At 35.0% G+C, this 24,211-nt stretch carries 36 protein-coding genes and 1 pseudogene; 3 read left to right on the top strand and 34 right to left on the bottom strand.

Annotated features, from left to right (window positions below; translation table 4 throughout):
• Positions 1 to 512: coiled-coil domain-containing protein (locus T384_RS07415; RefSeq protein ID WP_027120111.1), on the top strand; the 512-nt coding region annotated here is incomplete at its 5' end.
• Positions 513 to 837: 325 nt separating this feature from the next.
• On the opposite strand, the pseudogene rplQ reads toward T384_RS07415, so the two are convergent.
• From rplQ to T384_RS0104920, 34 genes and pseudogenes are all read right to left on the bottom strand, one after another.
• A pseudogene (rplQ, locus tag T384_RS06650) lies at positions 838 to 1,197 on the bottom strand (50S ribosomal protein L17); the annotation flags it as partial.
• Between the two features lie 14 nt (positions 1,198 to 1,211).
• Positions 1,212 to 2,195, bottom strand: coding sequence for a DNA-directed RNA polymerase subunit alpha (locus tag T384_RS0105080; RefSeq protein WP_027120110.1), 984 nt, complete (start codon positions 2,193 to 2,195; stop codon positions 1,212 to 1,214).
• An 18-nt stretch (positions 2,196 to 2,213) separates the two neighbouring features.
• Positions 2,214 to 2,579, bottom strand: a complete 366-nt coding sequence (rpsK, locus tag T384_RS0105075) for a 30S ribosomal protein S11 (protein ID WP_027120109.1) — start codon at positions 2,577 to 2,579, stop codon at positions 2,214 to 2,216.
• A gap of 18 nt (positions 2,580 to 2,597) precedes the next feature.
• Positions 2,598 to 2,972 carry a 30S ribosomal protein S13 gene (gene rpsM / locus T384_RS0105070; RefSeq protein ID WP_027120108.1) on the bottom strand — a complete coding sequence of 125 codons (375 nt, stop codon included), beginning with the start codon at positions 2,970 to 2,972 and terminating at the stop codon, positions 2,598 to 2,600.
• A gap of 22 nt (positions 2,973 to 2,994) precedes the next feature.
• On the bottom strand, positions 2,995 to 3,108 hold the full coding sequence (gene rpmJ, locus T384_RS07165; protein ID WP_084266148.1) for a 50S ribosomal protein L36: 114 nt from the start codon (positions 3,106 to 3,108) through the stop codon (positions 2,995 to 2,997).
• Between the two features lie 29 nt (positions 3,109 to 3,137).
• On the bottom strand, positions 3,138 to 3,350 hold the full coding sequence (gene infA, locus T384_RS0105065; protein ID WP_027120107.1) for a translation initiation factor IF-1: 213 nt from the start codon (positions 3,348 to 3,350) through the stop codon (positions 3,138 to 3,140).
• A gap of 15 nt (positions 3,351 to 3,365) precedes the next feature.
• Positions 3,366 to 4,124, bottom strand: coding sequence for a type I methionyl aminopeptidase (map, locus tag T384_RS0105060; RefSeq protein ID WP_036499285.1), 759 nt, complete (start codon positions 4,122 to 4,124; stop codon positions 3,366 to 3,368).
• A gap of 2 nt (positions 4,125 to 4,126) precedes the next feature.
• A complete protein-coding gene (locus T384_RS0105055) occupies positions 4,127 to 4,792 on the bottom strand; it encodes an adenylate kinase family protein (RefSeq protein WP_027120105.1) in 666 nt (221 codons plus the stop codon).
• Positions 4,786 to 6,252 (bottom strand): preprotein translocase subunit SecY, encoded by a 1,467-nt coding sequence (gene secY / locus T384_RS06645; RefSeq protein ID WP_084266147.1) that lies wholly within the window; start codon positions 6,250 to 6,252, stop codon positions 4,786 to 4,788. Before secY ends, T384_RS0105055 begins: the two co-directional genes overlap by 7 nt.
• A gap of 26 nt (positions 6,253 to 6,278) precedes the next feature.
• On the bottom strand, positions 6,279 to 6,770 hold the full coding sequence (gene rplO / locus T384_RS0105045) for a 50S ribosomal protein L15 (RefSeq protein WP_027120104.1): 492 nt from the start codon (positions 6,768 to 6,770) through the stop codon (positions 6,279 to 6,281).
• A 7-nt stretch (positions 6,771 to 6,777) separates the two neighbouring features.
• Entirely contained in the window at positions 6,778 to 7,539 is a 762-nt protein-coding gene (gene rpsE / locus T384_RS07665; protein ID WP_408631981.1) for a 30S ribosomal protein S5, read from the bottom strand.
• Positions 7,540 to 7,555: 16 nt separating this feature from the next.
• On the bottom strand, positions 7,556 to 7,915 hold the full coding sequence (gene rplR, locus T384_RS0105035; protein WP_027120102.1) for a 50S ribosomal protein L18: 360 nt from the start codon (positions 7,913 to 7,915) through the stop codon (positions 7,556 to 7,558).
• Positions 7,916 to 7,930: 15 nt separating this feature from the next.
• Entirely contained in the window at positions 7,931 to 8,482 is a 552-nt protein-coding gene (rplF, locus tag T384_RS0105030) for a 50S ribosomal protein L6 (protein WP_027120101.1), read from the bottom strand.
• Positions 8,483 to 8,493: 11 nt separating this feature from the next.
• The gene (gene rpsH, locus T384_RS0105025; RefSeq protein WP_027120100.1) at positions 8,494 to 8,898 is read right to left on the bottom strand and encodes a 30S ribosomal protein S8; all 405 of its coding nucleotides are present in this window, start codon (positions 8,896 to 8,898) and stop codon (positions 8,494 to 8,496) included.
• 20 nt (positions 8,899 to 8,918) lie between these two features.
• Complete coding sequence (locus T384_RS0105020; RefSeq protein WP_027120099.1) at positions 8,919 to 9,104, bottom strand: type Z 30S ribosomal protein S14; 186 nt, start codon at positions 9,102 to 9,104, stop codon at positions 8,919 to 8,921.
• A 3-nt stretch (positions 9,105 to 9,107) separates the two neighbouring features.
• On the bottom strand, positions 9,108 to 9,665 hold the full coding sequence (rplE, locus tag T384_RS0105015) for a 50S ribosomal protein L5 (RefSeq protein WP_027120098.1): 558 nt from the start codon (positions 9,663 to 9,665) through the stop codon (positions 9,108 to 9,110).
• Complete coding sequence (rplX, locus tag T384_RS0105010; protein WP_027120097.1) at positions 9,665 to 9,997, bottom strand: 50S ribosomal protein L24; 333 nt, start codon at positions 9,995 to 9,997, stop codon at positions 9,665 to 9,667. Before rplX ends, rplE begins: the two co-directional genes overlap by 1 nt.
• 11 nt (positions 9,998 to 10,008) lie before the next feature.
• A complete protein-coding gene (gene rplN / locus T384_RS0105005) occupies positions 10,009 to 10,377 on the bottom strand; it encodes a 50S ribosomal protein L14 (RefSeq protein WP_027120096.1) in 369 nt (122 codons plus the stop codon).
• A 12-nt stretch (positions 10,378 to 10,389) separates the two neighbouring features.
• Positions 10,390 to 10,650, bottom strand: a complete 261-nt coding sequence (gene rpsQ / locus T384_RS0105000; protein WP_027120095.1) for a 30S ribosomal protein S17 — start codon at positions 10,648 to 10,650, stop codon at positions 10,390 to 10,392.
• Between the two features lies 1 nt (position 10,651).
• Positions 10,652 to 11,134 carry a 50S ribosomal protein L29 gene (gene rpmC, locus T384_RS07050; RefSeq protein ID WP_052663571.1) on the bottom strand — a complete coding sequence of 161 codons (483 nt, stop codon included), beginning with the start codon at positions 11,132 to 11,134 and terminating at the stop codon, positions 10,652 to 10,654.
• A complete protein-coding gene (rplP, locus tag T384_RS0104990) occupies positions 11,127 to 11,549 on the bottom strand; it encodes a 50S ribosomal protein L16 (RefSeq protein WP_027120094.1) in 423 nt (140 codons plus the stop codon). Before rplP ends, rpmC begins: the two co-directional genes overlap by 8 nt.
• Positions 11,550 to 11,552: 3 nt before the next feature.
• The gene (gene rpsC / locus T384_RS0104985) at positions 11,553 to 12,380 is read right to left on the bottom strand and encodes a 30S ribosomal protein S3 (protein ID WP_027120093.1); all 828 of its coding nucleotides are present in this window, start codon (positions 12,378 to 12,380) and stop codon (positions 11,553 to 11,555) included.
• Between the two features lie 3 nt (positions 12,381 to 12,383).
• On the bottom strand, positions 12,384 to 12,866 hold the full coding sequence (gene rplV, locus T384_RS0104980) for a 50S ribosomal protein L22 (protein WP_027120092.1): 483 nt from the start codon (positions 12,864 to 12,866) through the stop codon (positions 12,384 to 12,386).
• Between the two features lie 14 nt (positions 12,867 to 12,880).
• The gene (gene rpsS / locus T384_RS0104975) at positions 12,881 to 13,144 is read right to left on the bottom strand and encodes a 30S ribosomal protein S19 (protein WP_027120091.1); all 264 of its coding nucleotides are present in this window, start codon (positions 13,142 to 13,144) and stop codon (positions 12,881 to 12,883) included.
• Positions 13,145 to 13,158: 14 nt separating this feature from the next.
• A complete protein-coding gene (gene rplB, locus T384_RS0104970; protein WP_027120090.1) occupies positions 13,159 to 14,001 on the bottom strand; it encodes a 50S ribosomal protein L2 in 843 nt (280 codons plus the stop codon).
• Positions 14,002 to 14,007: 6 nt separating this feature from the next.
• A complete protein-coding gene (locus tag T384_RS0104965) occupies positions 14,008 to 14,358 on the bottom strand; it encodes a 50S ribosomal protein L23 (protein ID WP_027120089.1) in 351 nt (116 codons plus the stop codon).
• A gap of 4 nt (positions 14,359 to 14,362) precedes the next feature.
• Positions 14,363 to 14,992, bottom strand: coding sequence for a 50S ribosomal protein L4 (gene rplD, locus T384_RS0104960; RefSeq protein WP_027120088.1), 630 nt, complete (start codon positions 14,990 to 14,992; stop codon positions 14,363 to 14,365).
• A gap of 25 nt (positions 14,993 to 15,017) precedes the next feature.
• Positions 15,018 to 16,406, bottom strand: a complete 1,389-nt coding sequence (gene rplC / locus T384_RS07490) for a 50S ribosomal protein L3 (protein WP_211247136.1) — start codon at positions 16,404 to 16,406, stop codon at positions 15,018 to 15,020.
• A gap of 29 nt (positions 16,407 to 16,435) precedes the next feature.
• Complete coding sequence (rpsJ, locus tag T384_RS0104945; protein ID WP_027120087.1) at positions 16,436 to 16,741, bottom strand: 30S ribosomal protein S10; 306 nt, start codon at positions 16,739 to 16,741, stop codon at positions 16,436 to 16,438.
• 635 nt (positions 16,742 to 17,376) lie between these two features.
• Positions 17,377 to 17,997 carry a hypothetical protein gene (locus T384_RS0104940; protein ID WP_027120086.1) on the bottom strand — a complete coding sequence of 207 codons (621 nt, stop codon included), beginning with the start codon at positions 17,995 to 17,997 and terminating at the stop codon, positions 17,377 to 17,379.
• 281 nt (positions 17,998 to 18,278) lie between these two features.
• Positions 18,279 to 18,791 (bottom strand): adenine phosphoribosyltransferase, encoded by a 513-nt coding sequence (locus T384_RS0104935; RefSeq protein WP_027120085.1) that lies wholly within the window; start codon positions 18,789 to 18,791, stop codon positions 18,279 to 18,281.
• 206 nt (positions 18,792 to 18,997) lie between these two features.
• Positions 18,998 to 19,426: a coiled-coil domain-containing protein gene (locus T384_RS0104930; RefSeq protein WP_027120084.1), complete on the bottom strand. Its 429-nt coding sequence runs from the start codon at positions 19,424 to 19,426 to the stop codon at positions 18,998 to 19,000.
• A gap of 280 nt (positions 19,427 to 19,706) precedes the next feature.
• Positions 19,707 to 20,402 carry a cysteine hydrolase gene (locus T384_RS06625; RefSeq protein ID WP_052663569.1) on the bottom strand — a complete coding sequence of 232 codons (696 nt, stop codon included), beginning with the start codon at positions 20,400 to 20,402 and terminating at the stop codon, positions 19,707 to 19,709.
• Positions 20,403 to 20,583: 181 nt separating this feature from the next.
• Positions 20,584 to 21,975, bottom strand: a complete 1,392-nt coding sequence (locus T384_RS0104920; RefSeq protein WP_036499280.1) for a nicotinate phosphoribosyltransferase — start codon at positions 21,973 to 21,975, stop codon at positions 20,584 to 20,586.
• Positions 21,976 to 22,095: 120 nt separating this feature from the next.
• Here T384_RS0104920 and T384_RS0104915 point away from each other — a divergent pair, with 120 nt between their 5' ends.
• Positions 22,096 to 22,764: a hypothetical protein gene (locus T384_RS0104915; protein WP_027120082.1), complete on the top strand. Its 669-nt coding sequence runs from the start codon at positions 22,096 to 22,098 to the stop codon at positions 22,762 to 22,764.
• A gap of 8 nt (positions 22,765 to 22,772) precedes the next feature.
• Entirely contained in the window at positions 22,773 to 23,651 is an 879-nt protein-coding gene (locus T384_RS0104910; RefSeq protein WP_027120081.1) for a Cof-type HAD-IIB family hydrolase, read from the top strand.
• Positions 23,652 to 24,211 lie beyond the last annotated feature (560 nt).

Below are 24,211 nucleotides of genomic sequence, written 5' to 3'. Positions count from 1 at the left end.
CCTTAATTAATAATATTCAAGATATTGGCAAAGACGGATGAACAATTAATAAACTAGGCCAAGCTTTGTCTTGGGTAGCAAAAAATGTGGTTGAAACCAAGAATGAATTAAAAGAAACAAATAACAAATTGAATGATACAAATAACAAATTAAATGAGACAAACAACAAATTGAATGAGACAAAAAGCGAATTAAAAAATGATTTAAAAAGAGAAATAAGCAAATTATACACTTTAATCAAAAAATATCATCCAGATGAAACTCCGATTCCACCGCCAGATGAACCAATCATAACGTATACTGGAAACGAAGTTCGTTATTACAATATCTTTCGCAATGAATCTAACGCCTGATTTGAACAACTAGCAAAGTTGTATGGAATGCATCGCTCACAAAATAAATCAAAGGCGTACGTTTTCAAGATTTGAAAAACTGATTTTAATGCCGTAACTAAGAAATTAGAAAGCTTAGGAATTAAACCAGACGCAATTGTTCATTTTGTGAAAAATTAACGAAAATAACTTTTATAAATTAGTTTTTAAAAAAAACAAAAAAACGAATAGCTTGAAATGAATCTATTAACCACATTAGCATAAAAAAAGAAGCATTTAGTAATGCTTCTAATTCTATTTATTATTGTTGCACACCCAAGTAAGAAAGTAATTATTATTTCTTAATTTCGGGAGCTTTAACAACAGGTGGAGTAACTTCTTTTTTTGCTTCAACTTCTTTTTTAGCATCAACTACTTTTGAAGGTTCACTAGCTTTAACTGGTTTAACTTCTTTTGCTGGTTTAGCTTTAGCTGGTTTAGCTTTGATTTTGAAGTTGTTAATCTTATCAACAAACTGCAAAATAGCCATTTCAGTAGCATCGCCTTGGCGTTTACCCAATTTTAAAACTCGTGTATAACCACCATTACGGTCTTTAGTTGCTTTAGCAATATCGTTAAATAAATGTTGCAACAATTGATCTGCATCAAGTTTTTGAGTTGCCATTAAATAACGAGCAGCTAATCTTCTTGCATTTAAAGATCCAGATTTAGCTCAAGTTACCATTTTTTCAACCCGTTTTTGGGTTTCTTTAGCTTTGGTAATTGTGGTTTTAATTTCATGATAAGCAATAACGTCGCTGACTTGTTGCTTGATTACCATATTTGTGTAGGCAGTATCTTTGCCTCTTCGATTAATATAAGACATCTATCAAGGCTTCCTTAGTTTTTAAGTTTCAAACCGTATTCTAATAATTTCTTATTAATTTCACGGAGGGATTTCTTCCCTAGATTACGAATTTTTTCAATTTCGTTTTTTGGACGTTCAGTCAATTCTTGAATAGTTTGGATTCCTTGACGTTTCAAACAGTTGTATGAGCGTACAGTTAAATCCAAATTTTCAATTGGTGTCGAAAGAGTTTGACTGCGAACTTCCAAACTCTTTTCGCGCATCACTTCAAGGTCGTGCAATGATTGGTTAATATCAATTAATGGATTTAAGTGTTCCACCAAAATTTTTGCCGCCATACTGATTGCATCGCCTGCTGTAATAGCACCATTGGTTGCCACTTCCAAATACAATCGATCAGTCATTGAATCTTTTGAAGATTTCACTTCTTCAACTGAATAACTAACTTTAACAATCGGTGAAAAATTACTATCAACTGGTAAAACCAACAAGGTCTTCATTAAATCCCGGTTTTCACTAAAGGTTTTAAATCCCCGGCCACGAGTTGCATAAATTTCCATTGTTAACTTTTTAGACTTGTCACTTGTTTTTGTACAAATGTGCAAATCTTTATTAATGATTTCAAATCCAGCTGGACATTCGATTTGAGCAGCACTAATATCTCCTGGTTCAGAAATATCAAGTTTTAAAACCGGTCACTTTTCTACTGGAGTTTCAGCCAACATTTGATCGCTAATAACGTTTTCATTAATTACTACAACTAAATTTTTCAAGTTTAAGATAATTTGGGTAACGTCTTCAACAACCCCTGGAATTGCTTGAAATTCTCGAGTCACATCTTTAATTTTAACCGCAAAGACACTTGCGCCAGGTAAGTTTGACAACATAATGCGGCGAAGCGCATTTCCAATCGTAATCCCGAATCCACTTTGTAAAGGGTGAATACTGTAGCGACCAAGATTCTTGTTATCTTCTTCTTTTACAACATTAATGTCATATTTAATAAATCGTTCCATTTTATGTAATTTCCTTTACTAGCGTGGTTTTTTAGGAGGACGACATCCGTTGTGAGGGATTGGGGTCACATCATTAATTTCAGTAATACTCAATCCTGCAGCTTGTAAACTCCGAATTGCAGTGTCTTTTCCACGACCAACTCCATTAACGTAAACTTTAATGGTTGATAAACCCATTTCCATTGCTTCCTTAGCAGCTGCATCAGCCGCTACGCCAGCTGAATATGGGGTTTTCTTTTTTGAGCCTTTATATCCAATTGTTCCACTGGATGCTCAAGTTAAGGCATTACCTTTTTCGTCTGTAATGGTTACGATGGTATTGTTCGCACTTGCGTGAATGTGCGCAATTCCATTATTAAACGATAATCGTTTCTTCTTAGCCATATTGAATTATCTCCTGCCTTATTTAGTTTCCATTTTCTTGTTGGCAACAGTTTTACGCGGTCCTTTTCGGGTCCGGGCGTTTGATTTCGTGCGTTGCCCGCGAACTGGTAAATTCCGGCGGTGACGAATCCCCCGTCAGGAATTAATTTCCATTAAACGTTTAATGTTAAAAGCGGTTTCCCGACGCAAGTCACCTTCTAACATATAAGCGCTAGCGATATTTCTGATATTAGCTAATTCTTCTTCACTCAAATCTTTAACGCGTTTGTTTTGATCAACATTCGCTTTAGTTAAAATTTCTTGGGATCGCGATAAACCGATTCCATAAATGTATGTTAACGCGACTTCCACGCGTTTGTTGTTGGGGATGTCAACCCCTAAAATACGTGCCATTTTAAAGTAATTTTCCCCCTAATTATCCTTGTCGTTGTTTATGTTTGGGGATTTTACAAATAATTCGTACGCGCCCCCTGCGTTTAATAATTTTACAGTCTTTACAAATTGGTTTAACGGATGAACGTACTTTCACAATTTTTGCCTTTCTTGATTCTTGTTAAATTACAGACGGTAGATAATGCGACCACGTGTTAAGTCATACGGACTAAACTCAACTTCAACAGTATCACCTGGTAAAATTCTGATTTTGTGCATACGAATTTTACCCGATACGTGCGCCTCGATTAATAAATCGTTTTCTAATTTAACTTTGAATTTGTCGCCTTTAAGCGCTTCTTTAACAACGCCTTTCAGACTAAGTATATTTTCTTTCAAAAATGCAACTCCTTTTTAGTGAGTTAATAACTCATAACCATCATTAGTCACCAGCACCATGGCTTCTTCGTGACAAACGAATTGGTTTGTTTTTTTAGCAATTACAGATCATTTGTCTTTTGCTAAATATGCTTCGTGGTTTTTTTGCAGGACCATTGGTTCAATGCACAAGACCATCCCTGGTTTTAAAGTTGGCCCAGTATTGGGCTTCCCATAATTCAAGATAAATGGTCCTTCGTGAATGGCAACACCACAACCATGACCACCATAATCACGTAACAATTGGTAATTATGGCTTTCAACATAAGTTTGCACCGCATGGCTAATATCCCCAATGCGATTATTTGGTTTAATTACAGTACAAGCAACATCGATTGCTTTTCTTGTAACTAAACAAAGATCTTGTAGCTCTTGCGCTACTGGTGCTGCGCAGATTGTGAAGGCCGAATCACAAATAAACCCTTCATACTCTACGCCAACATCAAATGTTAATTTATCACCGGGATTGAATGTTTCGTGTTCGGTTCCAATCCCGTGAATTACAACGGCGTTTTTGGACATACAATTATATCCAGGGTAGCCCATATACCCATGAAACGCACATTTCGCATTTCGCGCTTCAATAAATTCTTTGGTAAACAAGTCAATATCTTTTAATGTTCAATTAATAAAATTTTTTTGCAAGCAGGTATTTTTTAAATCTTGATAAATTGCACAAGCTTTTTTAATTCCGGCTATTTCTTTAGCATTTTTAATATGAACAAAATCCGACATTATTATTTTAATGTATCTACAACTGCAGAATACAAATCCTCTAATTCTAAATTGGCATCAATTTTAACTAATAACCCTTGGTTTAAATAAAAATCAATTACTGGTTGAATGGTATCTAAATAATGGCGAATCCGTCCTTCCACAATTAACGCACCATCATCCTTTCGGGCCATCAAAATCGTGTTGTCTTTATCACATTGATTTGCAACTTTAGGCTGCATTTGCGAAACGTTAACATTATAAATTGTTTGACACGAAGGGCACACTCTCCGGCCGCTTAAACGCTTAACAATAAAATTCAAATCACTTGGCTCTAGTAACAATGCACAATCGATTGGTGTTAACGTATTTAAGTATTGTGCTTGATCAAGGGTTCGCGGATACCCGTCTAAAATAAAACCCGATTTTGATAGCTGCCCTAAATTTGTGCTTAAAGTTTCTTTAACAACTTCATTGGTTGTATCATCAGGAACATATTTTCCTTCCAATAAAAAAGAAGAAACTTTTTCAGCTAAAGCAGTTTTTGTACTAACAATATTCCGAAAAATATCGCCCGTTGATAAATGAACAAAATTCAAACGTTGTTTTAACAATTGTGAAATTGTCCCTTTGCCAGTGCCTGGCGCACCTAAGAAAATAATTCGTTTTTTAGTAATTTTAGTTATCATAGTTGGCTCACATCGTCTTGTGATTTAACGTTAGTTGGTTTTTCAGAAGCAGGAATTATAGGAGTGTTAATTTGAGCTGCAACAGGCAATGGCGGTGAAGAAGCAATTGGTGCTAACGCATTAACCGACTGCGCCATTTGATTCCGTAATTGTTGGTAATTTGTAGTTGTGGCTGCTGACTTCAAAGCATTAAAGAATTCTAAACTAGCTGAAACCATGATGATAATTCCGGTCCCGCCTAAGCTTAGTGATGTAGGAATCCTGAACACAATCGAAATGATATACGGAATTATTGAAATAACCGCCAAGAAAGGTGCCCCAATAAAGTTTGTTCTTAACAAAACTTTATTAATGTGTTTTTCCGTGTCATATCCAGGTCTAATTCCCGGAATAAAACGATGACCTTTTTCAAAATTTTTGGATAGCTGCTCTGGATTTATTTGAATGTAACTATAAAAGAAAGTAAACAAGATAACAAATACTCCATACAGCGTAATTCCAACAGGTGTAGTTAATGACAAATAATCTTCCACAAACCAGCGGGCTTCACTTTGGACTTGGAATTGAGCAATTGTAATGGGAATAGACATAATCGATGATGCGAAAATAACCGGAATAACTCCAGCTGCATTAACCTTAATTGGTAAATACGGTAATGCTTTCATATCGTCAACCATTCCTTGACCAGTTTGTTGAATCGGAATTTTGCGAATTGACAAATTGATAAAGGTTGTAGCTAATAACAAAATTACAAATGCCAAGAAGTAAATACTGAAATTAATAATGTTTGATAGCAACGGATTAATGGAAACGGAAATTCCACTTAAGACATTGTAAATGGCAATAAAACCATTTGGTAATTGAGCTAAAATTCCACTTAAAATTAATAAGGTAATTCCATTTCCAACACCTTTTTTGGAAATCATATCCCCAATAAAAATTGCCAAGTAACAACCCGCTGTCATGGTAATAATGTAAAACGCTTGACTAGCAGCATCGGTTGGGGCGCTAATTACAGCGGTTTGACCATTAGTTGCAATTGCAATGATAGCAAACGATTGGACTAAGGCAAAAGGCAAGGTCACAATCCGGGTAATAACTTCAATGCGACGACGTCCAACTTCACCACTTTTTGCTAACTTCGCTAATGGTGGAATTAAATCAGTCGATAACAGTTGCATAATAATTTGACTGGAGATATACGGACTAATACCAACTGCAAATAACGACAGTTGGCTTAATCCACCACCGCCCAACAAATTAAACAGCGTGAAGAAATCGTTCTGATTAGCATTGGCGTTTTGCTGGTTAACGCTAATTCCAGGCAAAGGAATAACACTAATAACACGAAACAAGATAACTAAAAAAAACGTGACAAAAACCGAGATCATGAAATCACGGTTTTTTATCAAGTTAATTATTTTTTGTCCGAAAGAAGTGTTTTTGGAAGTGGTTGCCATTTAGTACCTTAAAGAAAATTAAAGAATTAATTTTGTTGGGTTTTTTTGTGTGCTTTTAAAGCATCCGATAAGTTTGTAAGCAATACTTTTCCGCCCGCTTTTTCAACACTCGCTGCTGCTGCTTTAGTAGCAAACTGTACTTGAATGTCGACTGGTCCAGGTAATTGGGTATTCCCAATCAATTTAATTGGGGCTTTAAGTTTACTTGAAATTCATTTAAAATTAACAAAATCAGTTCGTGTATAAGTTCTTTGTGGGTGAGTCAACAAAATTTTAATATCTAAAGAAACGGGTTTAGTTTTGAATCCATCTGTACTAAAACCAAATTTAGGAACCCGACGATATAACGGAGTTTGACCCCCTTCAAATCCGGGACGAGTGTGTCCTGACTTCCGGGCTTTTTGACCTTTTTGACCCCGACCACTAGTTTTTCCTAAACCTGAGCCGTGACCCCGACCAACTATTTTAGCTTTATGCTTGCGAGAATTGGGAACGCTTTTAAGTTTGTGTAATTCCATAAAATGCTTATAAATCCTTTAATTCTTTATTACGAAGCTTGGCAATAGTCTTAGGAGTAAATTGTTGTAAGATCCCGTTAAGGGTCGCTTGAATCATGTTGACGGGAGTATTCTTACCTAAATTTTTTGTGTAAATATCAGTAAATCCAGCCAATTCAATAATTGCCCGAATTGGACCACCAGCAATAATACCTGTTCCAGCAGGTGCTGGTTTTAGTAAAACTCGAGCTGCGCCGCTACGTCCTGTAACTTCGTGGAACATGGTTCCATGCTTGTTAATTGCTACTTCGTGAACACCCTTTTCAGCTGCTCGTAATGCCTTTTTAATGGCATTTGGAACTTCTAAAGCTTTAGCAATTCCATAACCTACTTTACCCTTACGGTTACCAACAACAACTAAAGCGCTAAAACGTAAGTTTCGACCACCTTTAGTTGTCTTTGAAATCCGGTTGATTTTAACAACACGTTCTTCATATTCGGATTTGGTTTTCCGTTCGGTTTTCCGTTTGTTGCGTTCGTCGGCGTGTTTGGCGCTGCCTAAATTAATTCCACCTTTGTCATCTTTGGCAGTGTGTTGACCGCGATATGGTGATCTTCCCGGAGTTCTTGTTCCACCAGTTACCGCGTTCCGACCGCTAAGAACGGCTTTTTTACCTTCTTCAGAAAAACGGTTAAATGATTTTCGTTTTTCGGTCGTTGGCGCTGATGTATTTTTATTGTCTACAGCTGGTTTGACTGCAGCAGTTTGCTTTTCGTCGTTTGGCATCATACTAACATTTCTCTTTCTAGAATTTTAATCCGGCAGCTCGCGCCGCGTCTGCTAAAGCAGCAATGCGCCCGTGGTATTTAGAACCACCGCAATCAAAGGCAACTTCACTCACGTTTTGTGCTAATAATTTTTTAGCTATATCAGTTCCAACAGTCATGGCATTTTCTTTATTGCCATTTTTTAATTTAAGTTGTTTGGATGAACTTGAAGCAATAATTTTGTTGGTGATGTAATCCCAAACTTGAACACTGATGTGCAAGTTAGATTTAAAGACAACTAAAACCGGACGGCTATTATCAATCAAGCGGAATTTTTTAGTTACCCGAGCATGACGCATGTCACGGCGGGCGGAACGATTCATATTAATTTGTTTCATAACTTAACCCCGGTTTTATTTTTTCCCTTCAGCGGTTTTACCAGCTTTACGAATGATGTGTTCATTTACATAAAGCACACCTTTACCCTTATAAGGTTCAGGTAATCTTCACTTACGGACTTGAATGGCAAATTCACCAACGTGTTGCTTATCACTGCCAGAAATAGTAATTAAAGTATTTTTTTCAACAGTTACTTTAATATCTTTTGGAATCTTTAATTCGATGGGGTGCGAATAGCCCAATGATAAAGATAAATCTGTGCCCTTTAAAGCAGCCCGGTAACCAACACCAACAAGTTGTAGTTGTTTACTAAATCCTTCAGTTACACCGATGATGGCGTTTTTAACTAAAGCATTAAATGTCCCGTGTAACATTTTATTTTGCTTTAAGTCATTAATTCGTTTAATGCTAATTTTGTTGTCTGCAATTTCAACTTTTAATGGATTATTTATAGCAAATGGGATTTCAAGTGATCCTAAAGGACCTTTAACTTGTAAATTTAACGCGTTAACGCTCACGCTCACACCACTAGGAATTTCAATAATGCGGTTTCCAATTCGAGACATTAGTAATCCTCCTATCAAACGTAGGCGAGAACTTCGCCACCGATTTTTTTCATGCGAGCAATTTTGTCTGTCATTAAGCCTTCGCTAGTCGAAATGATTGCAACGCCTAAACCATTTAGAACGCGAGGTAATTTTTCAAAAGAAGCATAAACACGTAAACCGGGTTTAGAGATTTGTTTCAAACCATTAATTGAACCAATTTTTGATTCATTGTATTTGAGTTTGATCTTCACAAACGCTTTAGTTTTTTCGTGGTTTTCGTAAAGTTCGTATTGCTTTAGATAACCTTCTTTAACCAAAATTTCTAAAATTGCTAATTTCAATTTTGAAGCTTGGGTTTTCACGTCCGTTAGTTTGGCCCGATTCGCGTTGTTGATCTTTGTTAGTAGATCAGCCACTGGATCTGTATGTAACATGTGATGATTCCTTTCTTAAATTACCAAGATGCTTTTTTGATTCCGGGAATGCAACCCGCGTATGCTAATTCTCGGAAGCATAAACGACAAACGCCAAACTTTCGATAAACCGCTTTAGGACGACCACAACGCTTGCACCGGGTGTAACCCCGCACGCTAAATTTAGGTTGGCGTAATTGTTTTTGTTTTAATGATGTTTTAGCCATAGTTTAACGTTGCTCCTTTTGCTTAATTAATGGTAATCCAAGTAATGTCAATAACCGTAAGGCTTGGGTTTTGTCAGTTGTTGACGTCACTAATGTAACATCAAAGCCGCGAATTTTTTTAACATCATCATAGACGATTTCAGGGAAGATGATTTGTTCTTTAACACCAATCGTGTAATTTGCTTGACTATCAAAGCTTCGCGGTGATAATCCTCTAAAGTCCCGGACCCGAGGCAAAGCAACATTAATTAAACGTTCTAAGAATGATCACATCTTGTCGCCTCGCAAAGTAACTTTACAGCCAATTGCTTGACCTTCACGTAATTTGAAAGTGGCAATAGATTTTTTTGCTTTAGTAACGGTAGGATTTTGACCAGTAATAACTTTTAATTCATTGATTGCTGATTCCAATAACTTAGCGTCTTTAGTCGCGTCACCAACTCCCATGTTCACCACAATCTTTTCAATTTTAGGAATTTGCATAACTGATTTCAAATTAAATTCTTTATGCAATTCACTACGAATTGTATTGTTATATTTTTGTTGTAATTGACTAGGCATTATTTCCCTCCAATTTGGTTATTGGATTTGCGATTCACCCGAATTTTTTTATTAGTCTTCGGATCAATTGTGTATTTCACTTTAACAATAGTTGCGGCTTTATGTTTGGGATCAGTGAGGGTTAAGTTAGCTAATTTAATTGGCGCTTCTTTTTCCACAATTTCACTTTTTTGATTTTTTTGTTCATCACTCTTCTGGTGTTTTTTAACCTTGTTAACACCTTCAACAATAGCGCTTTGTTGTTTTAAAAGAACTTTTAAGACAATACCGCTAGAGCCTTTATTACCACCTTGGGTAACTGTGACATTATCACCTTTTTTAATGCGTTGCATAATTTCTTCTCCTAAACAACTTCACTCGCTAATGAAGTAATTTTAACGAAACCTTTTTCTCTCAATTCGCGGGCTACAGGACCAAAAATCCGGGTTCCTCTTGGGCTTAAATCATCTTTAATAATGACACAAGCATTTTCATCAAACCGAACGTGTGTTCCATCAGCGCGTTGTTCGCCTTTAACAGTTCTTACAATTACAGCTTTTAAAACTTGACCTTTACGAACCATTCCAGTTGGGGCAGCACTCTTCACGGAAACAACCACAATATCACCCACATAGGCATATTTCCGTTTTGTTCCACCGAGAACTTTAATAACCCCAACTTCTTTAGCTCCGGTATTATCGGCAACATTCAGCCGCGTCATAAATTGAATCATCTTTAGATCTCCTTATTTGGCGCGTTCGAGAATCTTGCTAATCCGTCAGTGCTTAGTAGCAGATAATGGACGTGTTTCAGTAATTTCAACACGATCATTAACTTTAGCAGGTTCATCGCCAGCGTTATGGGCGTGGTAGTTTTTGTGTTTGATAACTAACTTTTTATAAATCGGGTGTTTAACTTTAGTTTCAACTCTAACAGTTGCTGTTAACTTAGCTTTATCGCTAGTGACAACACCAACAAAAACCTTTCGGTGATTACGTTGTTCCATTTTATGCTCCTACCTTTCGACGAATACTTGATTTTTTCGCCTTTTGCATTCGGCGGTCATTTTTGGACAATTTTTTAGGTTGGTTAATTCCACTCACACTAGCATAGGTTTGCTTCTTGGCCTTTTCAAATTTCTGCTTTGGTTGTTGAGCTAACTTTGCCTTATTTTCTGAGCGGCGTTGTAACCTTTCAGCTTTACGTTCTGCCATTGTTTTCTTGACAGCAGATTTAGTTTGCTTAGCAGCTTCAGCGGCTTTTGGTTGTAACATCAGACTATTAACTTTGTTAGTTAGATTAATATCAACTTTACGTTCAGTTAAAATCGTATAAATTTTAGCTAGAAGGCGACGGGTTTCTTTTAAAACGTGAGTTTTAGAAAGTTCACCTTGGGCTAAACGAAAACGATATTGCAACATTTGGCCTTTTAGTTTTACGACTAGTTCCAATAGTTCTTCGTTTGTCTTCGCTCGTAATTCTTTATTCATGAGTTACTCCTTGACGCGAAACAATTTTCGTTGTTAACCCGAGTTTATGTCCCGCACGGGTTAGGGCTTCTTTCATTAATTCTTCAGATAAACCGCCGATTTCAAACATCACGGTTCCTTGTTTTACAACAGCGACTCAGATTTCGGGATTACCTTTACCTGAACCCATCCGAACTTCTAGTGGTTTTTTGGTCTTTGACATTTGGGGAAAAATGCGAATTCACATTTTACCAGTCTTACCAATATACTTACTAATTGCAATCCGGGCTGCTTCAATGCAACGGGTATCTAATCAACCACCACTTGTTGCCATTAATCCGTATTCACCAAAAGCGACATAGGAGTTACCTTTTGCTGGGCCTTCATAACTAACGTTGTGAGGCTTTCGATATTTAGTTCTTTTTGGTTGTAACATAAATTACTCCTTAGCTTCTTTAAGGTCTTTAGCAACAACAGAACTTGCTAATAAATCTGATGACTCAATAACATGAGTTCTTTCGGTGTTAGTATTAGCAGGTTGTTTTCGGCCTGGGCGATCATGACGATCGTTAGCATGGTGTCGTGCTCCGGTTGGCCGAGCCAAATGAGCAGGCTTACGGTTTAAATCTTTGGTAAATAATTGACCACGATTAATTCAAACTTTTACCCCAATCACTCCGTAAGACATATGAGCTTCTTCAAGCGCATAATCAATATCAGCACGTAATGTTGATAATGGCATATTACCTTCAATATACATTTTATCCCGAGCAATTTCGACCCCATTTAATCTTCCTGAAACAAGAACCTTAATTCCTTTACCATTACTCTTTAAAACTTTTCGCAAAGCCATTCTCATTGCACTTCTTAATGGGGAACGGTGTTCAATGCTATCAGCGATTTCACGAGCAATTAAACGAGCTGATAAAGCAGGGTTGCCGACTTCGCTGACCGTGATATCAACTTTAATTTGCCGACCCACAATTTTATTGATGTCTTTTTTGATAACATCTAAGTTTTTTTGATTGGTGCCAACAATTAAAATTTGTTGAGCAGCATAAATGAAAACTTCGATGTGTGATTGACTTCGTTCAATTTCAATATGACTGATATTTGCATCAGGATATTTCTTAAATAAGTATTTGCGAATTTTTTCATCTTGAACTAACCAATCACCAGCTTGCGCATTAGTTCGTGGTACCCAACGGGATTGTCAGTTTTTATTAATCCCGTAACGCAATCCGTTCGAATTAACTTTTTGACCCATAATCTACTTTTGCGCTCCTTGTTCTTGTTTAGGTTCAGCTGCCTGTTCAGTCTTAGTTGTTTTTTCTATCATTTTTTCTTTTAATTTCTTTTGTCCTTCAGCACGCTTCTTAACAAGTTCTTTAACTTGCTTAACTGCTAGACTTCGTTCGTTCTTGTCATCTGATAACTGAATCACGAAGTTAGTTGAACGTTTTCGAATGACGTCAGCTGAACCTTTGGCTCGAGGCAGTGTTCTTTTTAGAACGGGACCTTGGTTCGCAACTACTTCATAAACGTATAAAGCATCAGCTTTCATCGCGTGATTATTAGTAGCGTTACTAATAACTCCATTTAAAAGTTTCAAAAGAATTCGGGCACCTTTTTTATCAGTATTGGCTAAAATCGTTTGAGCTTGAGCAATTGGCTTATTAGCAATTAACTGACAAACCAAGCGAGCTTTTTGCGGGGAAATACGAACCCGATTTTGTTTTGCGATAGCAATCATGTGGTTTTATCTCCTTAACGATTCGACGTATGTTGTTTAAATAGACGGGTTGGGGCAAATTCACCCAACTTGTGACCGACCATATCTTCAGTAACAAAGACATTAATAAAGACCTTACCATTGTGCACAGCGAATGTGTTTCCAACAAATTCAGGAAAAATGGTACTACGACGTGACCAAGTTTTAATTGGTTTTTTCTTACCGGAAGTATTCATTGTGACTACTTTTTTAAGTAGACTTACTTCAACGAATGCACCTTTTTTAGAACTACGAGACATATGTGATATTTTCCTTATTTGTTACGAATGATAAGATTATTAGAAGCTTTTTTCATGTTGCGAGTTTTTACACCCATGTGGCGTTTCCCTCATGGAGTTCTTGGCGCATCACGACCAACAGGAGTTCGACCTTCACCACCACCATGCGGGTGATCATTTGGGTTCATAGCTGAACCACGAACTGTCGGGCGAATTCCCTTATGACGAGTACTACCTGCTTTACCAGTTAATACTAAGTTGTGGTCGCTATTAGAAACCACACCAATTGTGGCCCGGCATTCTTTTAAGAATTTTCTAGTTTCACCAGAGATTAATTTCAAAATCACATAGCGACCGGTTTCGTCTTGACCCAAGATTTGTCCATAAGCACCAGCGCTGCGTGCAACCTGAGCCCCTCGCTTTGGAGTAAATTCAATGTTATGAACATTAGTACCTTCAGGAATGAATTCTAAAGGCATACAATTCCCAGGTTTAATATCAACTGCTTTTGAGCTAGATATAATCTGGTCATCAACTTTGACACCAGCTGGGGAAATGATGTAAGTCTTTGCACCATTTTCATAAACAACTAAACTAATAAAAGCACTTCGGTTTGGATCATATTCAATTGATTTAATTGTTCCGATTTTATCGTCATACATATTTCGCTTGAAATCAATAATCCGATATTTTCTTTTATGTGCTCCGCCATGATGCCGAACCGTAATTTTCCCTTGATTATTACGACCACCATTTTTCTTAGCTGGAATAGTTAATGATTTAGTAGGTTTATCAGTTGTTAATTCTTTCTTATAATCAATAATTATCCGATGGTGAATTCCACTGTTTGAGCGGTTAACGATTTTCTTTGTTGCCATTGTTAACTATTCCTTTTCGCTCTTTTCTTCTTTTTTAGATTTATCTTTATCTTTTGGTTCATCAACTTTTTCTCCAGTTACCATAATTTCAACACCAGCCGGTAAAGTAATAATGGCAATTTTTTGCAATTTTGTAAAACCTGGACGAGCAGTTCCGGTTTTAGTTTTAGCTGGTTTGCGAACAATCACGTTCACTTCATCAGCCGCCACACCGTAAATTGCTTTAAATGCTAATCGAATTAAAGTCTTATTAGCTTTTGGGTTTGCTAAAAAATAATACTTTTTAGCTTCTCCTGCTTGTGCCTGATAAGATTTTTCAGTTAGCATTGGTTTAAGTAATACATTCATTAAATCCATAATATTAGTGCAGCCTTTCTGTTCAGTGAACTAATGCGCTTGGTTGAACAATCAACGCTTGTGCATTTAGTAAATCTTCTGTCGATACTTGGTTTCAAGTTTTTAAAGTGACATTTTCTAAATTTTGTGAAGATAATGATAAGACATCATTAACTGCACCTAAAACAATTAAAGCCTTTTTCGTACCAGCAACTTTTTTAACAAATAAAGACATTGCTTTTGTTGATGGTTTTTCAGGATTTGCATCATCGATTAAACCAAAAACATTTTTGTTTATTAACTGGTGGCTAAAAGCTGAACAAAAAGCTAACTGTACAACTTTTTTGTTAACTTTCAAATTGTAGTTTCGTGTTGGTTTAGGCCCAAAAACAATTCCACCACCAACGTAGTGAGGATTTCTTCTTGAACCTTGTCGAGCACGACCAGTATGTTTTTGTTGATAAGGCTTACGACCACCACCGCGAACTTCACCTTTAGTCAAAGTCGAGTGAGTTCCTTGACGACGGCTCGCGCGTTCAGATAGAACAACATCAAAGATGGCTTGTTGATGGGGCTCAGCTTTAATTAATTTTTCATTAATTTCAACTTCACCAGTAACATCTCCACCTAGGTTGAATAGTTGAATTTTATTCATAATCTAATTTCCTTGTATTTTTAATTTACTTTGATGTTGACTTTTTGACTACGTGTTTTTTTGCAGCGGGTTTTTTGACTTCTGGTTTTTTGGCAACGATTTTTTTAACTGCAGTTTTTTTGGTTGTTGTTTTTTCCGCAGTTGAAGTGTGAGCATGAGCCCCACGTGTTTTAATTGCTTGTTCTAACTTTTCTTTTGCTTCCTTAGGGTCAACCTTTTTAGTTAGAATCTTGTGTTCTTTCTTTGTTGGATCAACCTTAACAACTCTTAAGCGAACATCTGGTTCATCATCCAATACTTGTTCTACATCACGTGGTTGTTTTTTGGCATCAACTTTTGGCTCTGACTTAATCTCTGGTTTTGGTTCAGGTTTTGGTTCTGGCTTAGGTTCTGGTTTTGGTTCTGGCTTAGGTTCTGGCTTAGGCTCAGGTTTAGGTTCAGGTTTTGGTTCTGGCTTAGGTTCTGGTTTTGGTTCTGGCTTAGGCTCTGGTTTTGGTTCTGGCTTAGGCTCAGGTTTTGGTTCTGGCTTAGGCTCTGGTTTTGGTTCTGGCTTAGGCTCTGGTTTTGGTTCTGGCTTAGGCTCTGGTTTTGGTTCTGGCTTAGGCTCAGGTTTTGGTTCTGGCTTAGGCTCTGGTTTTGGTTCTGGCTTAGGCTCAGGTTTTGGTTCTGGCTTAGGCTCAGGTTTTGTTTCAGGTTTTTTAACTTCTTCAACCTTAGGAGCAGGTGCAGGAGCTGGAACATCTTTAATTTCAACCAAATCATATATAGTTGTTTTGATTGGATTTTTAATAGAAGTTCGAATTAAAACAACGCTATCAACTGGTCCAGGAATGGCTCCTTTAATTAGAACTACATTATCTTCAGGAATAAAACTTACTATTGACAAGTTTTGAACAGTGCAAGTTTCATGCCCATAATGTCCAGACATTTTTTTACCTTTAAATACACGTTGGGCTTGACTACCACCACGGCCAGTTTGAACTGAACCTTGATAACGGTGTTTGTAACCAGCACCATGTCCTAAAGGACCAATCTTAAAGTTTCAACGTTTAATTGCGCCGGTGAATCCGTGCCCTTTGGTTGTGCCTTGGACATCTATTCATTGACCGGCAGCGAATAAATCATTAACTTTAAGAACTTGACCAATTTCATGGCCTTCCATTTCACGAACTTCGCGAACGATTTTACGTGATTCTTGTTTAATTTTTTTAAAGACGCCTTGATCAGCTTTGTTTAATTTCTTCGAAGTTACTTCTTTGTAACCTAAAATAGTCGCAGTGTAGCCATCTTTCTCCTTGGATTTCAATCCAATTACAACGTTGGGTTCGACATGAACAGCCGTAACTGGAATTAACCGACCGTTTTTTTCGAACACTTGGGTCATCCCAATTTTTGTTCCTAGAATACCTTTCATAATTACTCCTTAACTTTCTGCATTTGAAATTAGCTAACAAAAATTTGCAAGTCAACACCTGCAGGGATTTTAATACGCTTTAAATTTTCAATAGTTTTTGCGTTAGCATCTTTAATTATGATTAGGCGTTTGTGGGTTCTTCGTTCAAATTGTTCACGGGATGACTTATCAACGTGAGGTGAGCGAATAATAGTAAAAATTTCTTTCTTTGTAGGTAAAGGAACTGGTCCACTAATAGTGGATCCAGATTCTTTAACAATTTCGACGATCTTCTTAGCTGATTGGTCTAACAAACGACTGTCATAAGACTTCAGTTTAATTCTCAATTCTTGCATTTGGTTGCCTCGTTATTTTGCAAATGTTTCTGTATTGAAGTTACCTGATACCGCGACAACGGCGATTGGTGTACCAGCAATCTACATACAGACAAACCTTAAAAATTATATCACATTTCTTATTTTTGAGTAATGTTGTTTGAACAAATATCAAGAAAATCAGCATTTTTAGGCCAAAATAACTAGTAAAAAGTGACTTTTTTTCAGAAAAAAGTGGATTTACTAAAAGTTTGCCTACGAATCACACCAATAAAAGTACCCAAAAAATAATAAAAAAAATCAATTAACTAGAGGCATTTGGTTATTGAGTTGGTGTTACTTTCTCAAAAATGTTGTTATCGAATAAATCCAGTATGGTTATATTATTTTATAAAACCGATTAAAGTATTTTTTCATACTTGAAAATTATTTAAATCATTAATTCTTTTGAACAGTTTATTATCCGTTCTTGCTTTGATTCGCTTTGTGTTATTAATTAACTTGACTGTCCAAAATGCCATCAATAAACAATTATTAGCACAAATTCTTATAGCTTTTTGCACTTTTACCTCAAATATCGAAATATTACAAAAAACCTCGTATCACAAGAGATTACGAGGCTTTGATTGTTTATTGATTAATAAGAGATTTCTATATTAAAATTCAAATACAGTTTTCAAATTATCAATAAATTGAGTTCTGATTTGTTGGAAGTTACATTTTTTGAAAACGTATCTTGGTTGCGCATTAACTTCTTTAATATCAGATCCAGCAGGGGCTGATGGTTTATTTGAGAAAGAAAGTTGGAAAACGATTTCTTTACCTTCCATTTGGTATGAAGCTTGAATTGTTTCTAATCCGTGAGAATCAGCAAATTCTTTTAAGCCTTGAACAACTATTTCAGGACCACTAACAGTAGACGATTCAACTTCTGCTGTTGGAATTTCTTTTGTTTTGTCTTTCTTTAAAAATCCACCAAGACCGCCTAAAAGACCTTTTTTCTTAGGTTGTTCTTGAACCTCAGGAGTTGGGGCAGCTTCCTTTGCTGCAGGTTGAGCTTCTGGAGTTTGATGAACAGGAGCTGGGTGAGCACCAGTTGGAGCTGCAGGTTTGTGTGGAGCCGCTGCCGGAGCAGGTGCTGCTCCTGGAGCAACAGGTTTACTAGGAGGCGGTGGTGGTAATCCTTGTTCTTTTGCTAAAGCTCGTTGTTTTGCTTTTTCTTGTTCTTGTTCATACTTTAATACATATTTTTCAAATTCGCTTAATTTTTTAGCCATACGAAGATCCTTATTATGGGTTTGATGATTGATTCAATGCACCACCCAGAAATTAATAATTCAAATTATCCCAGAAAATTCCAGAGATAGTTATAAATACCTCATAATTATAAGTAAAAAACTGTATTGTGTCGACAAAAACCGCATTTTTAACGCTAAATATTTGAATAAGTAACATTACTTAAACTTAAATTGACAGTTTACTCAGATAAAAACACAGGCTCATCTGAGCGTTTATTCTTACGATAATAAGCTAAGTATAACAGCATATCAGACTGAAACTATTCTTCGGTTGTTTTAATTAATGACTCAACATCATGTTTAAGTAATTTGCGGCCATTTAAATTAGTCAATTCCATTAGGACTATTACTTTTTGCACAATAACTCCTTGTGATTCTAATAAATCTGTCATACACGCTAATGTACCGCCTGTTGCTAAAACATCATCTATAACTACTGCCTTTTGCCCTGCTTTAACAAAACCCTTTTGCAATTCTAAAACATTTTTTGAATATTCCAGACTATAACTCTTACTGATAACTTCTCCAGGAAGTTTTCCTTTTTTGCGAATCATAATAAACGGTTTTTTGAGTTGAGCGGCTACTGGCGTGCCAAATAAAAATCCTCTAGCATCAGCACCAACAATAATATCTGCATCTTTTGATAGTTCAGCCATTCTATCAATTGTATAACTTAATGCATGACCATTCGCTAATAATGGGGCAATATCTTTAAACAAAATACCTTCAATTGGAAAATTCGGAATTACTCGAATATACTTACTTAAATCCATTTTTATTTTCTCCTTGATTATTACGGTATTTGTGCTTATATTTTACTTATAAATGCTTACAATACTTTTCTTATTAATTTTATTTAAAGGTTGTTTGATAACTATTAATTAGTCGGACATTTCTAATGTCATATTAATTTCTCCGTTAATTAAACCGTCTTGAAAGATCATATAAGAAAAGATGGTTTTAACGTAATACTATATAACTAGATTCAACCATGTTCTTTAAACAATGTTTCATGAAAATCTAACTTTTTGTTAAGCCGACTTTCTGTCTCTTCAATCTTTGTGTTAAGTCGATTTTCTGTCTCTTCAATCTTAGTGTTTGTTTCTTCAATTTTTTTGTTAAGCCGATTTTCTGTCTCTTCAATCTTAGTGTTTGTTTCTTCAATCTTGCTATCTAATTTGTTAAATCCAGCTTGCATTAACTTCGCTAAATCTTCTAATGTCATATTAATTTCTCCGTTAATTAAACCGTCTTGAAAGATCATGTAATCTGAAGTTATTGTAACTTTTAGTTTTTCTTTTTCATCAAAAACAACACAACAACGATAATTATTGTAAATCATGAAAAGATTTTTCAACTGCTTCTGTAAAAGGTCTCCAGTTTTAACTTTAAAATCAAAATTTTTCATTTGTTTTCCTCTTTGAAATTTTTTAAATATTTGGTTCTCTAAAATTATCTTTGAAAAAAGAAAAAACGATATGTCTTGTTTGAAGACAATTTAAGAACAAATTTATAAATTTATATTCAACTGTTTTCTAAACTTTTTTTAAACCAGAAAATATATTAGTTTCTAAATAAATATTTTAAAAAGTTTGAATTTAAATAAAAAAACCAATCCAAACATACTATGAAAGTAAGAATTGGATTGGCTTCAGATAATGCCTTTAATTTTAAATTTCGTCTTAAAATTATTTTTTGAAACGGCTCAAAAAATCTTCCGTTGTAACTAGATCGTTTGCTAAATAACGATAATTAATCAAAGCCGCTTCGTACCCATCGCCCTCTGGTGCTTGAGGAGCTGCAGTTGCGTCTTTAATAACAATAACTTCAAAACCTTCTTCTAAAAAATGACGTAAGTGTGATTCAACACAAAGATTAGCGGACATTCCTGCTAATACAATTGTATCAATTTTGCGTTTTCGCAATTGTAAAACTGTGTCATTGGTTTGTGGACCAAAGATTTTATGTGGGGAACAAACTGTTACATTTTTACCCTTAATGTATTCTTGATATTCAGGCATTCAATCAGCACCTGAGTTAGCAAATCCCTTATCGTTATAAATTGAAGCGCGGTAGAACATTTTAACATCATGCATAAAATGTTCACCAGGTCCACCAAAAGCTCATTTATAGTCATGATCGTAATAATAATGAGGTGAGACAATGACATTAAGATCTTTGTTTTTGGCAAATTCGAATAATTTAGCCAAGTTTTTAACAACTCCGGTTTCAATCACGTTTTTACCAATAACCCCTCACATTACACCCTTTTCATGTAAGAAGTCAATTTGGGGATCAATGATCACTAATGCTGTCGTTTTCAAATCAGGTGTGATGTTACTATGTTTTAGTGCGTATTCAGGTTCGGCGTATTTTGGATTCATATTTTTTTCCTTTTGATGGATGATAGATTGCTTGGAGTTAAAGATTAATCTAAAACTGTCCGTTAGCGCTCTAAATAGTAACACACATCTCAATTAAATTGTTGTAATTAAATTGCTTTCATGTCTTTGAATTAAAAAATAACTAGTCAAAAACTATTAAAAACAAATAATAACAAAAAAACTAATAAATTTTTACCAACGATTTATCTGTATTAAAACGACCACTAATTGATTTCTTCTTATGGTCTGTCACTGGATCTTTAATGATGTCACTTCAAATTTTATTTCTTCCAATTTGGCGTTGGATGGCTGTTGCCTTAGCAACAAACCCTAAGGTATCACGAGTTACAGACTGATAAGTTGTAGCACCTACTCCAAAAACAATATTACTAGAAGCATATTTTTGTTTTTCCAAATTTTCTAAAATCGCTTTAGTTCTTTCGTAAGTGATAGCATCACCATAAATAATTCCCACTTTCGGATTTATTTCCTTATATTTTTTAGCATTTACTGTGCTACCAAAATAATGATCTAAATAATGAATTACTCCTCAGGTTTTTTTGTCGTTTCAAGAGAAATTAGGTTTTCCACAAATAATTTGAATTGGATCTCCACTATCAGGCCGAACAACAACTTTACCGTCGCGTTTTAAAATTAAGGGCTTTAATTCAGGCAAAATTTTATCCATTACATTCCACAAGTCTCATGAATCACTAACTAAAGATAATATTCCCTTAGGAAATTTCTTAATGAGCCTTTCATAAGTTGCAAATTCGTTTTCTTTACCAAGCGCACACATGACTGAATGTTCTGAAGCTAATACTGATTGTGCATTTTCTCCACCAATAATAGTGTCGCTACCGTTAAAGTAATGTAAATGGGCGTTAGCACTATAGATTGCGCTTGATAAAGAACTCATTCCCCGCATACTAAAATCATGACATTGGTAAGGCAAAAAATCATGATTTACACATGTTTTATCGGCCATTGCTTTAACTAGGTAGTAATAATTTCTTGCAATAGTTAAAGATGTACTAAATTGTCAAATATTTTCCAAAATAATAGTTTCAAAATAATTGATTAGTCAAACCGCTTCCGGTTGAATATTCTCAATTCCAGTAATAGTAATTAAGGGAGTATCAAATTGTGTATACTCGTTGGTTTTTCGTGCTTTGACAATGATGGGTAATTTTTTATATTCGCGAACATAGTTGCCAATACTTTTTAAACAACTTAAAAAATTTCCTGAAAAATCCTTTAATCCAAATACGGTGTTAATTTTTTTTATTAATAATTTTGAAATTGGATCTGAAACCTTGGTTTCTTTACTTAATTGTTCAACAGCGTTAGCAAAATTCTCCAAAATGTGATGTATCACTTTTTTTGCAAAATTATGGTTTCATGCTAAATCGGCAAATTTACCATCCTTTTTACGTGCGTAAAAAACAGTATATAGATTAGTAGTGTCATCAGGATACATCAACCGGTGTGAAAGCTTATATGCATCACATGGCAAGATAGCACTTACATATTTATCAACCTCTCATGGGGTTTCAATATAAATTTTTTTCATGAATATTCCTTGACAAAAAAATAACACCAAATAACAGAACCAATACAACGATATTACTTTTAATAGAGTTTAATTATTATAAAATGTAAACAATAAAAAGTAACGCAAAAGTGAGAGCTTATGGAAAAGAAAATTCAATGTTTAATTTGGCCTGAATTGAATGACTATACAGGAAAAACTAGAACAATTGCCAAGTTCGAAAACGAACGTGGCACTGATTTAAAGGATTTTTTAAATACTGTTAATTCATTTTGAAACGATTTAAAAAAAATAATTTTAACTACAACTGAAACAACAAGCAAAATTAGTTGTAATTTAGATGCTTGATTTACTTTTGAATTTAAAGAATTAACAAGCGAAGAAATCAAGACCATGCTAGAAGATGTAGAAACCGAAGGAAAGAAAAAATACAATCTAAAAACGTTCTTATTGAAAAATGATGAAACTGATAATTTCAGTTGAAAAAAATTCACTAATTATGTAAACAAAAGTTTAATAGAAAAATACAAAAAAACAAATGACATCGAAAGTGCTACGAGTGCAGTTTTAGACGCTTTCTTTGGACCATTATGCGACACCTTTAGACAAGATGAAACTGGAAATGTTCCTATCGAAAAAATTCTTCCAACTAAACAAATGGTTGCTAATTTATTTAAAGATGCCATTAAATTTTTAAATTCTACTACCGCATGTGATCACATTGAACAAAGATTTGCTAAAACCGCAATTGAAATCATTGAAGAATATGAAAAGATTCCAACAGTTAGTGTTGTCGAAATAAAGGAATAAAACGACTTATGAAAAAAATTCAATGAGTTGCTTGTGACTTAGATGGAACTTTATTAAGTTTTAACAATCAGTTTCACATCATTCGGCCTGAGGCAATCGAGGCAATTGATGGTCTTATTAAGACGGGTAGAATTTTTACAATTGTCACTGGAAGAAAACACACTGATGCCATGAAAATTTATGACAGTTATCACTTAGACGACAAATGCCGGTATTTGGTCGGTTACAACGGTGGTGTAATTTATGACACCCAAACAAAAGAAATAATCAAAAAACATTATCTTGATGAAAAATATTTAAAGATTGCAACCGCTATTAAAGACGATTTGACTAAAAAGGGATACAAATTTATCGTTGGTGCATATCGCTTAGGAGATTCAATCGTCTTTAATGCCGAAGCTAAAGAACGCCCCCATTTAGTCAACAATTTTTTAACGTTTGAAGGTGATTTTAGTCAACGCGTTAGTTCTTATACTTCAAATTTTTCAAATGATCCAGATTATTTAAAAATGGTTTACTTTTTTGAACCAGATCATATTAATGATATTAACTTTCACCATTTGCAACAAGAAATGTCTAAGAAATATAAAATTCCTAGAGGCGAATTAGTATTATCGGGTTTAACTGCTTTCGAACTAATTCCATCAGGAGTCTCTAAAGGTACAGCAATTAAAGAAATTAGTAAATTGTTAAACATTAGTTTAGAAAATACCTTATCAATTGGCGATTCAGGAAATGATATTAGTATGTTTGAAACAACTAAATACAGTGCTACTTTAGCAAGCAGTCCAGACTTTGTTAAAAAACATGCGACTCATATTTTTGACGCACCAGCTTCAATTGTTGTTGCTGACGCCATTAATTTGTTAGTTTTAAATGATGATTAATATAAATCACAAAATTAAGATGTACCAACAAAAACCGCAAGACTTAATCACGTGGCAATTACCTTAAATTAAAGTCTTAAGTATGTCAGAACATATCAAAAATGGGATTTAGTTAATGCTTCATCCCATTTTTTATTTTTAAACAATTTTTTAAATTTTGTCAGTTCCCTTGGATAATTTCAATTTTACTAAATTATCTTTCCTGTTTTATCTGTGGCTTTAATAAGATTTCATAAAAAAAATAGGTGGTAGAGGAAAATTCTGGCAATCAGAATTACTCAATCACCTATTTTTTGACGTTTAAGGTACAAAAAGTACACAAAAAAATCCCTTGATTGTTGCCAATCAAAGGAATTTGTACTATCATTAATTTGTTCAAAAAAAATGAAAGGTTAGTACGATGCAATTTTACATTTTTAAAAAATATCTTAATAATAAATCAATCCTGAAATTTAAAGAAGACGCAAACGAACTTATTAGCGACTTTATAAATCTCGATGAATTCAATATAACTAAAATTCAAAACGAAGATCAAGGACCTGCTAATTTAACAAATTTAC

Source organism: Mycoplasma testudinis ATCC 43263, assembly GCF_000687795.1.
Taxonomy (GTDB): domain Bacteria; phylum Bacillota_I; class Bacilli_A; order Mycoplasmatales; family Mycoplasmoidaceae; genus Mycoplasmoides; species Mycoplasmoides testudinis.
This window is presented reverse-complemented; position numbering and strand designations above follow the sequence as displayed.